Source organism: Streptomyces sp. NBC_01166 (assembly GCF_045039765.1).
Lineage (GTDB): Bacteria > Actinomycetota > Actinomycetes > Streptomycetales > Streptomycetaceae > Streptomyces.
The window spans coordinates 3,299,039-3,313,902 of sequence record NZ_CP108613.1; the positions used below are offsets into that span (position 1 = coordinate 3,299,039).

The following is a 14,864-nucleotide window of genomic DNA, read 5'->3' on the forward strand; positions in this document are numbered from 1 at the left end:
GCGGGCGTAGTCGTCATGCCTCTCCGCCTCAGCTCTTCAGGGCGTAGAAGGCCATCGGGGAATTCGGTTCGAAACCGATGCGGGGATACACGGGCGCGCCGGCGGCGGTCGCATGCAGGGTCGCACGGGTCAGGCCGGTGGCCCGCCCTCCCTCGTACAGCGCCTTGCGCGTCACCGCCTCGCCGTAGCCGTTGCGCTCCCACGCCGGGGCCGTGGCGACGAGCACGACGAAGAGCCGGCCCGCCACCTCCACCGTCGCCGCGCACGTCACCGGCGCTCCGTCCCGCATGCCCAGGTAGGCGTGAACCCGGTCCCTCCACATCGCGGAGCCGACGAGGCCGTCGCGGCCGTCCTCCAGGGGGAAGCCGTAGGCCTGGGAGTTGAGGTCGGCGTAGGCCCGCAGGTGTTCGTCGGTGGTCACGCGTACGAACGTCAGGTCGCGGTGTACGGGGTCGGGAAGGGGCAGCAGATCTCCGGCCATGCCGGTGCCGGGGAAGGCGTGTTCGAGGCCCGCCTCCCCGGCCGCCGTCCCGAGTGCCTCGCGCGCCTCGCCGGTCAGGAGGTCCTCGAAGATCCACAGGAACCCCGGCCGCTCCTTGCCGCGCATGATCTCGGCCGCCTCGCTCAGCCGCTGCCGCACGAGCTCCGGGTCCGCGCCGACGTCGGTCAGGGTGACGCAGTTCCAGAAGGCGAACCGGGAGTCGGCCCACCGTACGGCGATGCCCGGGAGGTCGCGCACGTCCGCGCCCGCGTCCCGGTCGAGCACCAGCTCACGCCAGCCCACGACGAGCTGCTCCATCGACTCGACGGCATCCGCGAGATCCTCCACCAGGGCTCCTGAGTGGCGTAGAAGGAAGGGCAAACCGGACGGGCGGGATCTGGAGCTCCCCGGGGAGCTCCCTCAGCCCGCGACGAACGTACGGGCCGCCTTGTCGTGCCAGCACTGGCGCCACGGACGGTCGATCAGACACCAGAGCACATTGAGCACTCCGACGACGACCAGGCCCAGCACCCCGTACACGAGCCAGCGGCGCAGTGCGGCGCCCAGGGTCGGGGCGTCGTGGGACTCGATGTCCCGCACCTCGAGGCCGCACAGCTTCTTGCCCAGCGTGCGGCCCCACTTGGCGGTGGGCACGGCCTCCAGGACGAAGCCGAGGACGAGGAACGCGGCGAGCACTCCTCCGAACAGCCCGGCCGTGGTCGAGTCCAGGAGCCAGACGGTGACGGTCTCTCCGGAGAGCTTCGCCGCCTCGATCTTCTGGTCGATGTGGTCCGTCGCCTGAGTGACCAGCGGGAAGCCGGCCGCGCCGACGAACACACCGAGGACGACCGTGTCGATGATCCGGGCGGCCAGCCGCTTGCCCAGCCCGGCGGGCCTCGACGAGGCCTGGGACCGGACGAGCTGCTGGAACGGGTCCTCGACCGGGGGCTTCCAGGGCACGACGGGCTGCTGCTGCTCGGGCCCGGCGCCCTGATGCTGCGCGGGCACCGGGCTCTGCTGCTGGGGCCGCGGCTGCTGCGGGCGGGCCACCTGCTCGGGCTGGGCGAGCTGGTGGACCTGCTGCGCCCAGGAAGCGGCACCACCGCCGGGGCCCGGGGTCAGGGGCGTGTTCAGCGGCGCCTGCGCCTGCGGCGGGGCGGGCGACGGCGCGGGAGCGGGCGGCTGCTGGGTGGAGCCGGGCGGGACGGCGCGGATCGCCATCGTGCCGTCGGCGGGGGCGGGGCCCTCCTCGCGCGGCCGCGGGGGACGGCCGCCGGACCCCACCGCGCGGATCGTGACCGTGCCGTCGGTCGGCGGGCGGCGGCCGGCGTCACCGCTGCCGGGCCGGTCGAGGCGGATGGCGACGGTGCCGTCGGTCACCTCGTCGTTGCCGTCCCGCATGCCGGGCAGGGCGCCGCGCGTCGGGTCCGGGGTACCGGGCTGCCGGGGGTCGGCGGGCTCGTCCGGCGGGGGCGCAGGGGCGGGGGCGGCGGGCGGTGTCCGCGTCCCGGCCTCGGGTGTGTGCGCCTCGGGTGTACGCGGGTCCGGGCCGCCCCAGGAGACCCGGTGGTCGCGTTCGCCGCCGAAGCCGGTCTGGCGGGAGGTGTCCGCCTGCCAGGCGGTCGCGGGCCTGGGCCGGCCGGGGGCGACGTCCGCCTCACCCGTGCCTGCCCCGGCTTCCCCGCCGGGGGCGTCCGACGCTTCGACCTCGTCGAGGTACATCGGCCCGGTCTCGTCCACCGGGGCCTGCCGCTGCGGGGCGGCGTCCGCCGTCGGGGCGAGCGGCGCCGCCGGAGTCGTCTCGCCCTGCTGGGGCGCGGGCCGGCTGGTGCCGGGGACCCACGAAGCGCCGTTCCAGTACCGGACGTATCCGGGAATGGACGGGTCGGGGTAGTACCCCTCGCGGGGGCTTTCGTCACCGGGTGCCGGGGTTGGGGCGCTCATCACCGTGGTCCCGTATCTCTTCGAGGCCTCAGGCCGGCCGACCGTCGGGGGGTGCGTCGCAGATCTGGTCACCCACCCCCCGACGGACGGCCGACCTCAATACAAGGGTCCACATCTATCAGACCGCCGAGCACCCCCGGGCCGGTCCTGTCGTTTGGACCACTTTCAGGGTCCAGGGAAGTTTTTCTGGGAAGTCGCGTCATAGACGTCCGTGAGGGCGCTCTCTCCTTGTGCGGACCGGTCACGGGACCGGGCCCTACGAGCATCGGAAGGTCGTGCACCCTCATGCAGAACGCCGTGGAACGCGAACTGGAAGTGAAGCTGGTCCTGTCGCCCGAGCGGTCCGTCCCCGTACCCGCGCGCCTCTCCTACTTCACGGACGACCCGTACGCCGTGCACATCACCTTCCACATCGGCTCCGAGTCGCCCGTGCACTGGACGTTCGCCCGCGAGCTGCTGGTGGAGGGGGTGTTCCGGCCGTGCGGGCACGGGGACGTACGGATCTGGCCGACCAGGGTCGAGGACCGGGGCGTCATCTGCGTCGCGCTCACCTCACCCGACGGCAACGCCCTCCTGGAGGTGCCGTCGGGCGCCGTGTCCGCGTGGGTGGAGCGCACCCTGCGGGTGGTCCCGCCGGGAACCGAGAGTTCGCTGCTCGGACTGGACGGCGCCCTCGCCGAGTTGCTCACCCCGCTGCCTGCGGACGACCTGTGGCTGAGCGACCCCTGGTCCCAGGACGAGCCGCAGGACGGGGAGGCCTGAGCGGTGGCGTGGGCGGTCGTCAGAACAACTTGCCGGGGTTGAGCAGCCCGAGCGGGTCGAAGGCGGCCTTGATGCCGCGCTGCAACTCGACCCCGACCTCGCCCAGTTCGCGGGCGAGCCACTCCTTCTTCAGGACGCCGACCCCGTGTTCGCCGGTGATGGTGCCGCCCAGTTCGAGGCCGAGCGCCATGATCTCGTCGAAGGACTCGCGGGCCCTGCGGGACTCGTCGGCGTCGGTGTGGTCGAAGCAGACGACGGGGTGGGTGTTGCCGTCGCCCGCGTGGGCGCACACACCGATGGTGAGCCCGAACTTCTCGGCGACGGCGGCGGTGCCCTCGATCATCGCGCCGAGCTGCGAGCGCGGCACGCACACGTCGTCGATCATCGTGGCGGACTTGACGGTCTCCAGAGCGGGGAGGGACATCCTGCGGGCCTGGAGCAGGAGTTCGGACTCGGCCGCGTCGTCGGCGGGCACGACCTCGGTGGCCCCGGCCGCTGTGCACAGTTCCCCGACGGCGGCCAGGTCGGCCGCCGGGTCGGGCGTGTCGAAGGCGCAGAGCAGCAGCGCCTCGGTGGTCTCGGGGAGCCCCATGGAGGCCATCGCGTTGACGGCACGCACAGTCGTACGGTCCATCAGTTCGAGGAGTGACGGAGTGTGCCCGCGCTCCATGATCCGGCACACCGCGTCGCAGGCCGCCGCCGCCGACGGGAACTCGGCGGCGAGCACGAGCTGCTGCGGCGGCTGGGGCCGCAGCGCGAGGACGGCCTTCACGACGATGCCGAGGCTGCCCTCAGAACCGACGAAGAGCCGGGTGAGGTCGTATCCGGCGACACCCTTCGCGGTGCGGCGTCCGGTGTTCAGCAGCCGCCCGTCGGCCAGGACGACCTCCAGGCCCAGGACGTATTCGGCGGTGACGCCGTACTTCACGCAGCACAGCCCGCCGGACGCGGTACCGATGTTGCCACCGATCGTGCACATCTCCCAGCTCGACGGATCCGGCGGGTAGTACAGCCCGTGCTCGTTGACCGCACGGGAGAGCGTGGCGTTGACGACGCCCGGCTCGACGACCGCGATCCGGTCCACCGGACTGATCTCCAGGATCCGGTCCATCTTCACCAGGGAGAGCACGATGCAGCCGTCGGAGGCGTTGGCCGCGCCCGAGAGTCCGGTCCTCGCGCCCTGGGGGACGACGGGGACCCGCAGGGCGGTGGCGGTCCTCATGACGTGCTGGACCTCCTCGACCGTGCGCGGGAGCACCACGACGGCGGGGGCACCGGCGTCGCAGAAGCTCGCCATGTCGTGGGCGTACGAGGCGGTGACGTCCGGGTCCGTGATCAGCGCCTCGGCAGGGAGACCTGCGCGCAGTCGTTCGAGAAGGGGATCCATGATCCAAGCGTGGCACCCGGGGCCAATGGTGTGAACCCGTCTGCGTCACCCATCGCGGAGCGCGATGTGATCTTCATACTGACGCAGAGTGATGACCATGGATGCCAAGCCGCAGCAGAACCCGGAGCCACTCCCCTCCACCCTGCCGCCCCAGGGTGCGACGTCCGTCCCACCGCCCCCCGCGCCGATGCGCACGACGCTGCGCCGGGCGGCGTTCGGCGCGGTGGCGGGAGCCGTGCTCGTGGCCGGTGCGGTGATCGCCGTACCGGACCACGACGAGGTGGCCGCACCGCCCACGCCGGGGCCCGTGGCCCGGGCCGAGGCCGCGGCGGCGGCGGGTTCCCCGGCGTCCCTGTCCGACCTGACGGCCCTCATCGGCGACCGGCAGAAGTGGGTCGAGACGCACCCCGCGGACGCCCCGTCCTGGGCGGTGCTCGGCACGGCGTACGTGGAGTGGGGCCGACGGTCCGCGGACACGGCGTACTACGCCCGGGCCGAGCAGGCCCTCCAGCGTTCGCTGGCCGCGCAGCCGGGTGAACGAGGGAACGTGCAGGCCTGGGTGGGGCTCGGGACGCTCGCCAACGCCCGTAACGACTTCCTCGCCGCGAAGAAGTGGGGCGAGACGGTCCGCACGCGGCAGCCGAAGGACTGGACGGCGTACCCGGTGCTGATCGACGCCTACAACGGCCTCGGCGAGTACGCGGCGGCGGCCAAGGCCACGGAGAAGTTCGGCACCCTGCGCAAGGGCGCCCCCGCCCTGGCCAGGACGTCCGACATGTACCGCAACCAGGGCTGGCGCGAGGACGCCCTGGCCACCGCCCAGGAGGCGGCGGACCACGCCGGCACGCCGGCCGCGAAGGCGGCGGCCCTGCACCGCCTCGGGGACCTCGCAGGTGAGCGCGGGGAGCCGGCGGAGGCCCTCGCGCAGTACGACGCCGCCCTGCGCACCGACCGCGGCCACCTCGCCTCCCTCGCGGGACGGGCCCGCGCCCTGGCGGCCCTGGACCGCACGGACGAGGCGCTGGCGGACTACAGGACGGTGACGACGAAGCTCCCCCGCCCCGAGTACGTGCTCGAACTGGCGGAGCTGTACGAGTCCCTGGACCTGGACGGCGACGCGCGCACCCAGTACACGGAGCTCCGCGACCTCCTCACCCGGGCGAGAACGGCCGGGGTCGACGAGTCCCTGACCGAGGCCCGGTTCGAGGCCGACCACGGTGACCCGGAGGCGGCGGTGGAGCTGATGCGCACCGAGTGGGCGGCGCAGCGCCGCAGCGCGGCGGTGTCCGACACCCTGGCCTGGTCGCTGCACCGGGCGGGCCGGAGCGAGGAGGCCATGCAGTACGCGGAGCGGGCGGTGGAGACCGGCGTACGGGATGCCGCGTACGCCTACCACCTGGGCGTGATCGAGAGTGCGCTCGGCCAGGACGGCCCGGCCCGCGTTCATCTGGAGGAGGCCCTCCGCACGAACCCGGACTTCTCCCCCCTGGCCGCCCCGCTGGCGCAGGAGGCCCTGGACGCGCTGGGTGAGCCGGCGGCGGGCGGCCCCGCGGCGGTGCAGCCGCCCGAAGCGGAGCCCGCGCAGGAGCCCGGGAAGCCGGAGGGGGCCGGGAACGAGCCCCGGACGGAACCCTCGCCGGAGCCCTCGCCGGAAGCCGACAAGGAAGCCGACCAGGAGGCCGCGAAGGGTGCCGGGGAAGCCGCCCGGCCGGAGCCCGCACCGTCGGCTTCGGCCTCGGCTGCTACGAGGGCGAAGCCCGGCGCCGCCGCGACGACCCCGTAACCGCACGCCGAAGGGGCCCTACTCCTGCCAGGAGTAGGGCCCCTTCGGCGTTGTGGCTACAGGTTGCCGCGCTTCTCCTGCTCGCGCTCGATCGCCTCGAACAGGGCCTTGAAGTTGCCCTTGCCGAAGCCCATCGAGCCGTGCCGCTCGATCATCTCGAAGAAGACCGTCGGGCGGTCCTGGACCGGCTTGGTGAAGATCTGCAGCAGGTAGCCGTCCTCGTCGCGGTCGACGAGGATCTTCAGCTCGCGCAGCGTCTCCACGGGCACGCGGGTCTCGCCCGCCCATTCCCCCAGGGTGTCGTAGTACGAGTCCGGGGTGTCCAGGAACTGCACGCCGGCCGCCCGCATCGCCTTCACGGACGCGACGATGTCGTTCGTGGCGAGCGCGATGTGCTGGACGCCGGCGCCGCCGTAGAACTCCAGGTACTCGTCGATCTGCGACTTCTTCTTCGCGATCGCGGGCTCGTTGATGGGGAACTTGACCTTCAGCGTGCCGTCGGCGACGACCTTCGACATCAGGGCGGAGTACTCGGTGGCGATGTCGTCGCCGACGAACTCCTTCATGTTGGTGAAGCCCATGACCTTGTTGTAGAAGGTCACCCACTCGTTCATCCGGCCGAGCTCGACGTTGCCGACGCAGTGGTCGATGGCCTGGAAGGTGCGCTTGGCCGCCGGCTCGACGATCGGGTCCGCCGCCGTGTAGCCGGGGAGGTAGGGCCCGTCGTAGCCGCCGCGCTCGACCAGCGTGTGGCGGGTCTTCCCGTACGTCGCGATGGCGGCCAGGACGACCGTGCCGTGCTCGTCCTTGACCTCGTACGGCTCGGTGATGCCCCGCGCGCCGTGTTCGACGGCGTACTCGTAGGCCGCGCGGGCGTCGGGGACCTCGATGGCGAGGTCAACCACGCCGTCGCCGTGGGCGTGCACGTGGTCGGCGAGGAAGGTGCCCCACTCGGTGGACGCCTTGATGACGGAGGTGAGGACGAAGCGGGCGGAGCCGTTGGTCAGGACGTAACTCGCGGTCTCACGGCTGCCGTTCTCCGGTCCGGAGTAGGCGACGAGCTTCATGCCGAAGGCGGTGGAGTAGTAGTGCGCCGCCTGCTTGGCGTTGCCCACAGCGAAGACCACCGCGTCCATTCCCTTGACCGGGAAGGGATCGGCCTGCCGGGCGGTGTCGGGGGTGGTGTGCACAGTCTCAGTCATGTCCGAAGGTTCCCGCCGCTCCGCAAGGTGCGCAACAGTTCGCGGATCCACTGGTCAATCTGTACACCCGGACGCCAGGATGGGCGGGCTGTCCGTACAGGCTGACCATGGGGAGACGGATCATGGCGATCGATCGACTGGACGGCCGGCTCATCGTGCTGCTGGCCCGGGAGCCCCGTATCGGTGTGCTCGAGGCGTCACGGCGTCTCGGGGTGGCGCGCGGGACGGTGCAGGCGAGGCTGGACCGTCTTCAGTCCAATGGCGTCATCCGCGGCTTCGGCCCGGACGTGGACCCGGCGGCGCTCGGCTACCCCGTCACAGCGTTCGCCACGCTGGAGATCAAGCAGGGGCAAGGCACTGACGTACGAGCCCATTTGAGCAGCGTGCCGGAGGTGCTGGAACTGCACACGACGACCGGTCACGGGGACATGCTCTGCCGGCTCGTGGCCCGCTCGAACGCCGATCTCCAGCGGGTGATCGACCTGGTCCTCGGCTTTGATGGCATCGTCCGGGCCTCCACGGCGATCGTCATGGAAAATCCGGTGCCCCTGCGTATTATCCCGCTGATTGAGCAGGCTGCAGAGGACACCGACTGAGCCGAGGGAGCAACATGTGAACTTCTGGGAGTATTTGGGCACGAGGCACCAGCAGTTGCTCACGGACGCGTTCCAGCACGTCAGCGCCGTCTTCCAGTGCATGGTCATCGCCACAGTCCTCGGTGTTTTGATCGGTGTCGTCAGTTACCGCAGCGGCTGGGGCGGTGCCCTGGCGATCACCTCCACCTCCGCGATCCTGACCATCCCGTCACTCGCGGCGATCGGTCTGCTGATCCCGCTGGTCGGCCTCGGGGTCCCGCCCACCGTGATCATCCTGACCCTGTACGGGCTGCTGCCCATCGTCCGTAACTGCATCGTCGGGCTGCGCGGGGTCGACCCCTCCCTCGTCGACGCGGCGAAGGGCATCGGGATGTCCCGCACGAGGCGGCTGCTCAAGGTGGAACTGCCGCTCGCGTGGCCGCCCATCCTCACCGGCATCCGGGTCGCCACCCAGATGCTGATGGGCATCGCCGCCATCGCCGCGTACGCCTCGGGTCCCGGTCTCGGAAACGAGATCTTCCGCGGACTCGCCTCACTCGGAAGCGCCAACGCCATCAATCAGGTCCTCGCCGGCACGATCGGCATCGTCATCCTCGCCCTGCTCTTCGACGCCGCGTACGTACTGCTCGGGCGGCTCACCATCCCTAGGGGGATCCGTGCCTGAGACCGCCACCGGGTCGACGGAGTCGGCCCCGCCCCGCCCTGCCACCTCGGGCGCGACGATCCAGCTGGAGAACCTCAGCAAGTCCTACCCCGGGAACCCCAATCCCGCCGTGGACAACGTGTCCATGGACATCAAAGCCGGTGAGACCGTGATTCTCGTGGGCCCCTCGGGCTGCGGGAAGTCCACCACGCTCAAGATGATCAACCGTCTGATCGAGCCGACGTCCGGGCGGATCAGGATCAACGACGAGGACGTCACCGACATGGACCCGGTGAAGCTGCGCCGCAAGATCGGTTACGCCATCCAGTCCTCCGGTCTCTTCCCGCACATGACGGTCGCGGAGAACATCGCCCTCGTCCCGAAGATGACCGGCTGGTCGAAGTCCGGGGTGAAGGACCGGGTCGAGGAGATGCTCGATCTGGTCGGTCTCGACCCCCGGGAGTTCCACGGCCGGTACCCGCGCCAGCTCTCCGGCGGCCAGCAGCAGCGTGTGGGCGTGGCCCGGGCACTGGCCGCGGACCCGCCGGTGCTGCTGATGGACGAGCCGTTCGGGGCGGTCGACCCGATCACCCGCGATCACCTCCAGGACGAGCTGATCCGGCTCCAGCACGAGCTGCACAAGACGATCGTCTTCGTCACCCACGACTTCGACGAGGCCATCAAGCTGGGCGACCGGATCGCGGTGCTGCGGGAGCGGTCGCACATCGCGCAGTTCGACACCCCCGAGGCCATCCTGACCAACCCGACGGACGACTTCGTCTCGGGGTTCGTGGGGGCGGGCGCGGCCCTGAAGCGGCTCAACCTCACCCGCGTACGGGACGTGGGGATCGCCGACTTCCCCACGGTGACCGTCGAGGACCCGCTCCAGTCGATCTTCAACAAGCTGCGCGAAGGCCAGCACAACGAGCTGCTGATGCTGGACCGCCGCAACCGTCCGTACAAGTGGCTGCGGCGCGGCGACCTGATGCGGGCCAAGGGCTCGCTCGCCAGGGCCGGGCAGCTGGTGCACGACACGGTGACCCGGGACGCGACGCTGCACGACGCGCTGGAGGCGGTGCTGACCGACAGCGGCGGCCGGGTCGCCGTGACGGGACGGCGCGGTGAGTTCATCGGCGTCGTCGACATGCACACGCTGCTGAATTCCGTGCAGGAGCTCCTGGAGGCCGACCGGCTCGCCGCGATGGAGCACCGGCACGACCTGGAGGAGTCCCGGTCCCACCAGACGGACCAGGAGCTCGAAGGCGGTGGCAGCGGGCTATGACCCCCAGCCGTCAAGCATCCCCGAAGGACGCACGGCCACCCGGCGAGCACGACGTCCAGGGCCATGCCTTCCGTGACGAGGAGTCGGAACCCAGCCCGCCGCCCTCGGGCCCGGCGCGCAGGGTCACCTGGCAGAAGCTCGTGCTGGTGCCGGCCGTCCTCGCGGTCGTCCTGGTCGCGACCTATCTGTGGATCACCAACGTCGACCTCGACTCCGTCGCGGAGAACTCCCTGGCCGGCGACACCGTGCAGCTGCGCTGGTGGCAGCACGTCAAGCTGACCGCGATCTCCACCTTCTGGGTGCTGATCATCGCCATCCCGATCGGCATCGCGCTGACCCGTCGCGGGCTGAAGAAGGCCGCCCCCTGGGTCACGGCCCTGGCCAACATCGGTCAGGCGACGCCCGCGATCGGATTGCTGGCACTGCTGGTGATCTGGCTGGGCATCGGCCCGTCGACGGCGATCATCGGGATGGTGATCTACGCGGTGCTGCCGGTGCTCTCCAACACGGTGGCGGGACTGAACGCGATCGAGCCGACGCTCGTGGAGGCCTCCCGGGGGATCGGGATGTCGGCCATGGGCACCCTCACCCGGGTCGAACTGCCGCTCGCCGTCCCGCTGATCCTGGCGGGCGTACGCACCGCCCTGGTCCTCAACGTGGGCACGGCGACCCTGGCGACCTTCGGTGGCGGCGGCGGGCTGGGCGACCTGATCACATCGGGTATCCAGACGCAGCGCATGCCCGTGCTGGTGCTCGGTTCCGTACTGACGGTGGTGCTGGCACTGCTCGTGGACTGGCTGGCGTCGCTGGTCGAACTGTGGCTGACGCCGCGCGGACTGGAGGAAGCGTGAGGGTACGTACGGGCCTGGCATCGGCGGCCGCGCTCGCCCTCCTGCTCACGGGGTGCGGGCTGAAGAGCGGATCGCCGCTGGTGGACGAGGTGGAACCGGGGTCGGTCGGACAGGGGCAGCCGCTCAAGGGCGCGTCGCTGACGGTGACCTCGAAGAACTTCAGCGAGAACATCATCCTCGGGCACATCATGGGCCTGCTCTTCAAGGCGGCAGGCGCCGAGGTCCTGGACCGGACGAACCTGCCGGGGTCGATCAGCGCGCGCGAGGCGGTCGTCAAGGGCGAGGCCGACGCCCTGTACGACTACACGGGCACGGCATGGATCACCTATCTGGGCCATGCCGAGCCGGTCGTCGACCCGCAGAAGCAGTACGAGGTAGTTCGCGACGAGGACAAGGGCAACGGGGTGACCTGGCTCCCGCCGTCCACTCTCGACAACACGTACGCCCTGGCCATCAGCAAGAAGAACAACGCCAAGTACAAGCTGAAGACGCTCTCGGACGTGGCGGCGCTGGCCAAGAAGGACCCGAAGGCCGTGACGATCTGCGTGGAGAACGAGTTCGCCTCGCGCGACGACGGGCTCCCCGGCATGCAGAAGAAGTACGGGATGAAGCTTCCGGCCGCGAGCATCCAGAAGATGGACGCCGGGATCATCTACACGCAGGTGTCGGAGTCCAACTCCTGCCTGCTCGGCGAGGTGTACACCACCGACGGGCGCATCAAGGCGATGAATCTGGACGTCATGGAGGACGACAAGCAGTTCTTCCCCAACTACAACGCCGCACCCGCCATCCACTCGGCGACCCTGAAGAAGTACCCGGAGATCGCCGGAATCCTGGCCCCGGTCACCGAGAAGCTGACGACACCGCTCGCGCAGGAGCTCAATTCCAAGGTGGACGTGGACGGGCAGGACCCGCACGAGGTGGCGAAGGACTGGCTGGTGGAGGAGGGGTTCATCCAGGTGGGCTGAGCAGAACCAGGAGTTCCAAAGAAGTCGTTGCAAAAACGTGTTGCAAAGCAGTCTTTGCAACTCTATGGTCATGGCATGCCACCGAACGAGCCCGAAGACCGGCCGCTCCCGTACGCCGACGACCCGAAGATCCACCACGTCAACGCCCGCACCCTGCGCGGCCTCGCCCACCCGCTGCGCATCCGGCTGCTGAACACCCTGAGGGAGTTCGGCCCCGCCACTGCCTCTGGACTCGCCGAACGGCTCGGCGAGTCCAGCGGGGCCACCAGCTACCACCTGCGGCAGCTCGCGTCGTACGGCTTCGTCGAGGACGACCCGGAGCGCGGCAAAGGGCGCGAGCGGTGGTGGAAGGCCGTCCACGCGGGCACGATCTTCGGGCGCAGTGAGAATTTCCTGCAGCACCCCGACCCCGAGGTGCGCGGAGCCATCGGAGTCGTGCTCCACGAGGTGGCGACCACTCATGCCCAGGAGCTGAGCACCTGGCTCGGGACGATGCACGAATGGCCCGAGGCGTGGCGTCAGGCGTTCGACCTCAGTGACTTCAAGCTGCGACTCACCCCTGAACTCTCCATGGAGCTCGCGGAGAAGCTGCAGGAACTGGTGAACAGCTACCGAGGCCGCGTCCCCGACGACGCCGAGGGGTCGGCCGTCGTCCGCACCCACCTGCACATGTTCCCGCGTCCCACCGACTGAGGGGATCATCGTCATGCACAGCGACGTCCACTTCCTGCTGCACACCTACCGTGCCGCCGAACTCCGCCGTGAGGCGGCGGAGTTCTCCCCCGCACGACCCGGACTGCGCCACCGGATGGGCTGGACCATGGTCGAGCTGGGCCTCCGGCTGGCCCAGAGCACGCCTCCCCCGGCCCGCGCCGTACGAACGGCCTGACGGTGGACGGGGGGAAACAGCCGCGGGACCGCACGCCGCTCACCGCGGTCCTGGCGGCCAACTCGATATCCACGGCGGGCACTTCGCTCACCCTCATCGGCGTGCCGTGGTTCGTCCTGGAGACCACGGGGAGCGCCGGCCGGGCCGGTGTCGTCGCCTTCTGCGCGACCCTGCCGATCGTCGTCGCCGCCCTGATCGGCGGCCCCGTCATCGACCGGATCGGCCGGCGCCGGGTCTCCGTCGCCTCCGACACGGTCTGCGGCGCCGCCGTCGCCGCCATTCCGCTGCTGCACTACGCGGGAGCGCTCCACTTCTGGATGCTGTGCGCGCTGATGGCGCTGAACGGACTGGTTCACACGCCCGGGAACACGGCGCGCTACGTCCTGGTCCCGGACCTCGCCGAGCACGCGGGCACCACGCTCGCCCGCGCCGCCAGCCTCTTCGACGCGGTGTCGCGGGGCGCCCGCATGGTCGGCGCGGCACTGGCGGGCGTACTGATCGCCTTCGCCGGCGCCGAGACCGTGCTCCTACTGGACGCCGCCACGTTCGCGCTGTCCGCCCTGCTGGTCGCGGCGGGCGTGCGAGGCATCCGCGCGGCCGAGCCGAGCAAGGCCGCGGTCCCCGTGTCACTGCGCACCTACCGCGCCGAGCTGCGGGAGGGCTACGCCTACCTGCTGGGAAACCGGCTGCTGCTCGCCGTGGTCGTCATGGTGATGTTCATGAACGGCACCGACCAGGGCTGGAACGCCGTCCTGCTCCCCGTGCACGCCGAGGGCGAGCTGGGCGGGGCCACCGATCTGGGGATGCTGACCGCACTGTTCGGAGCGGGCGGACTGACCGGCGCCCTGCTGTACGGGGCGGTGGGGCACCGCTTCTCGCGGCGGGCAGTGTTCACGGTGTGTGTGGTGCTGTGCGGCGCCCCGAGATTCGTGGTCGCCGCACTGACCGGGTCCGCTCTGCCGCTCGCGGTCACGATGGCGCTGGGCGGCATCGCGGGCGGCATGCTCAACCCGATCCTGACGACGGTGACGTACGAACGCGTCCCCGAGGAGCTGCGCAGCAGGGTCTCGGGGGCCCTCACGGCGGGCTGTGAGCTCGCCATGCCGGTGGGCGGGCTGGCGGCGGGCCTGCTGGTCGAGGGGATGGGCGCGACGGGGGCACTGCTGGCGATGGGCGGGGTGTACTTCCTGGCGACGCTGAGTCCGCTGGTCTTTCCCGCGTGGCGCACCATGGAGGGCCCGGAGCCGCAGGTCAGCAGCCCGGAACCTTGCCCCCCTCGTCCAGGGCCCGTAGCGAGGACACCGCGCTCTTCAGCGTCGTGACGGAGATCAGCCGCAGGCCGTCGGGCCGCTCGGCCTTCGCCTGCTTGCACTCGGCCTTCGGCACCAGGAAGACGGTCGCGCCGTCCCGCCGGGCGGCCTGCGTCTTGAGGCTGACCCCGCCGACCGCGCCGACCGTGCCGTCGGCCTCGATCGTCCCCGTACCGGCGATGGTGCGGCCGCCGGTCAGGTTGCCTCCGGAGCCGTTGTCGGAGAATTTGTCGATGATGCCGAGAGAGAAGAACAGGCCCGCGCTCGGCCCGCCGACATCGGCGAGGTGCAGGGTGATGTCCACCGAGCCGGGGTTCATGTCCAGGTAGTTCAGGGCCGCGTCGACTGCGACGTTCTGCGACTCCTTCATGTCCTGGAGGTTGTGCTGCTCGATCTCCTTCTCGGAGTCGCCGGTCGGATAGACGGAGTCCCGAGGCATGACCGCCCGGTCCGTCCTGAACCAGCTGTCCACCACGTCCCCGACGCCGACGTCGGCAGTCGGCGACGTCGCGAGGATCGTGGTCATCAGCAGCTTGCCGTCGGTGGGGTGGGTCGGCGCGCCCTTGACCGTGATGACCGGTGTCCCCTTGTCGTCCCCGAGGACGTCCGCGGTGGTGCCGGGCTGCGCCACGGTGAACGGCAGCGGCGCGAAGGCGGCCGTACCGAACAGGGCGAGGACGGGCAGCGCGCAGAAGGCGAGAAGGCGGGGGCGAGAGAGACGAATGGCCACCCGCCCAATCTATCCGCCGCGCACCTCAGGCTCCGA

The 14,864-nt window shown here is 70.8% G+C and carries 15 protein-coding genes; 10 read left to right on the forward strand and 5 right to left on the reverse strand.

Annotated features, from left to right (window positions below; translation table 11 throughout):
- Window positions 1–28 precede the first annotated feature (28 nt).
- Together OG379_RS15220 and OG379_RS15225 are read right to left on the reverse strand one after the other, a co-directional pair.
- Window positions 29–829 (reverse strand): GNAT family N-acetyltransferase, encoded by an 801-nt coding sequence (locus OG379_RS15220; RefSeq protein ID WP_405663034.1) that lies wholly within the window; start codon window positions 827–829, stop codon window positions 29–31.
- 72 nt (window positions 830–901) lie between these two features.
- The gene (locus tag OG379_RS15225; RefSeq protein ID WP_405663037.1) at window positions 902–2,425 is read right to left on the reverse strand and encodes an RDD family protein; all 1,524 of its coding nucleotides are present in this window, start codon (window positions 2,423–2,425) and stop codon (window positions 902–904) included.
- Between the two features lie 285 nt (window positions 2,426–2,710).
- On the opposite strand from OG379_RS15225, the gene OG379_RS15230 reads away from it, so the two are divergent.
- On the forward strand, window positions 2,711–3,187 hold the full coding sequence (locus OG379_RS15230) for an SsgA family sporulation/cell division regulator (RefSeq protein ID WP_393766313.1): 477 nt from the start codon (window positions 2,711–2,713) through the stop codon (window positions 3,185–3,187).
- Between the two features lie 19 nt (window positions 3,188–3,206).
- Here the strand turns inward: OG379_RS15230 and OG379_RS15235 are convergent, their stop codons facing one another.
- A complete protein-coding gene (locus OG379_RS15235) occupies window positions 3,207–4,574 on the reverse strand; it encodes an FAD-binding oxidoreductase (RefSeq protein WP_405663040.1) in 1,368 nt (455 codons plus the stop codon).
- Window positions 4,575–4,671: 97 nt separating this feature from the next.
- On the opposite strand from OG379_RS15235, the gene OG379_RS15240 reads away from it, so the two are divergent.
- Window positions 4,672–6,357 carry a hypothetical protein gene (locus tag OG379_RS15240; RefSeq protein ID WP_405663042.1) on the forward strand — a complete coding sequence of 562 codons (1,686 nt, stop codon included), beginning with the start codon at window positions 4,672–4,674 and terminating at the stop codon, window positions 6,355–6,357.
- Between the two features lie 56 nt (window positions 6,358–6,413).
- On the opposite strand, the gene hppD is transcribed toward OG379_RS15240, so the two are convergent.
- Window positions 6,414–7,559 (reverse strand): 4-hydroxyphenylpyruvate dioxygenase, encoded by a 1,146-nt coding sequence (hppD, locus tag OG379_RS15245; RefSeq protein WP_405663045.1) that lies wholly within the window; start codon window positions 7,557–7,559, stop codon window positions 6,414–6,416.
- Window positions 7,560–7,681: 122 nt separating this feature from the next.
- Between hppD and OG379_RS15250 the strand changes: the two genes are divergently transcribed.
- The 8 genes from OG379_RS15250 (at window position 7,682) to OG379_RS15285 (ending at window position 14,110) form a co-directional block, all read left to right on the forward strand.
- A complete protein-coding gene (locus tag OG379_RS15250) occupies window positions 7,682–8,155 on the forward strand; it encodes an Lrp/AsnC family transcriptional regulator (RefSeq protein WP_393766317.1) in 474 nt (157 codons plus the stop codon).
- A 16-nt stretch (window positions 8,156–8,171) separates the two neighbouring features.
- Entirely contained in the window at window positions 8,172–8,819 is a 648-nt protein-coding gene (locus tag OG379_RS15255) for an ABC transporter permease (protein WP_389199931.1), read from the forward strand.
- Window positions 8,812–10,080, forward strand: a complete 1,269-nt coding sequence (locus OG379_RS15260) for an ABC transporter ATP-binding protein (RefSeq protein WP_405663048.1) — start codon at window positions 8,812–8,814, stop codon at window positions 10,078–10,080. The genes OG379_RS15255 and OG379_RS15260 overlap by 8 nt, the downstream gene beginning before the upstream one ends.
- A complete protein-coding gene (locus tag OG379_RS15265) occupies window positions 10,077–10,931 on the forward strand; it encodes an ABC transporter permease (RefSeq protein ID WP_405663049.1) in 855 nt (284 codons plus the stop codon). Before OG379_RS15260 ends, OG379_RS15265 begins: the two co-directional genes overlap by 4 nt.
- Complete coding sequence (locus OG379_RS15270; RefSeq protein WP_393766320.1) at window positions 10,928–11,899, forward strand: glycine betaine ABC transporter substrate-binding protein; 972 nt, start codon at window positions 10,928–10,930, stop codon at window positions 11,897–11,899. The genes OG379_RS15265 and OG379_RS15270 overlap by 4 nt, the downstream gene beginning before the upstream one ends.
- Window positions 11,900–11,974: 75 nt before the next feature.
- The gene (locus OG379_RS15275) at window positions 11,975–12,592 is read left to right on the forward strand and encodes an ArsR/SmtB family transcription factor (RefSeq protein WP_405663051.1); all 618 of its coding nucleotides are present in this window, start codon (window positions 11,975–11,977) and stop codon (window positions 12,590–12,592) included.
- A 13-nt stretch (window positions 12,593–12,605) separates the two neighbouring features.
- Window positions 12,606–12,788 carry a hypothetical protein gene (locus tag OG379_RS15280; RefSeq protein WP_405663053.1) on the forward strand — a complete coding sequence of 61 codons (183 nt, stop codon included), beginning with the start codon at window positions 12,606–12,608 and terminating at the stop codon, window positions 12,786–12,788.
- Between the two features lie 2 nt (window positions 12,789–12,790).
- A complete protein-coding gene (locus tag OG379_RS15285) occupies window positions 12,791–14,110 on the forward strand; it encodes an MFS transporter (protein ID WP_405663055.1) in 1,320 nt (439 codons plus the stop codon).
- Here OG379_RS15285 and OG379_RS15290 read toward each other — a convergent pair.
- On the reverse strand, window positions 14,040–14,828 hold the full coding sequence (locus OG379_RS15290) for a S16 family serine protease (protein WP_405663058.1): 789 nt from the start codon (window positions 14,826–14,828) through the stop codon (window positions 14,040–14,042). The two genes, OG379_RS15285 and OG379_RS15290, sit on opposite strands and share 71 nt — an antisense overlap.
- Window positions 14,829–14,864 lie beyond the last annotated feature (36 nt).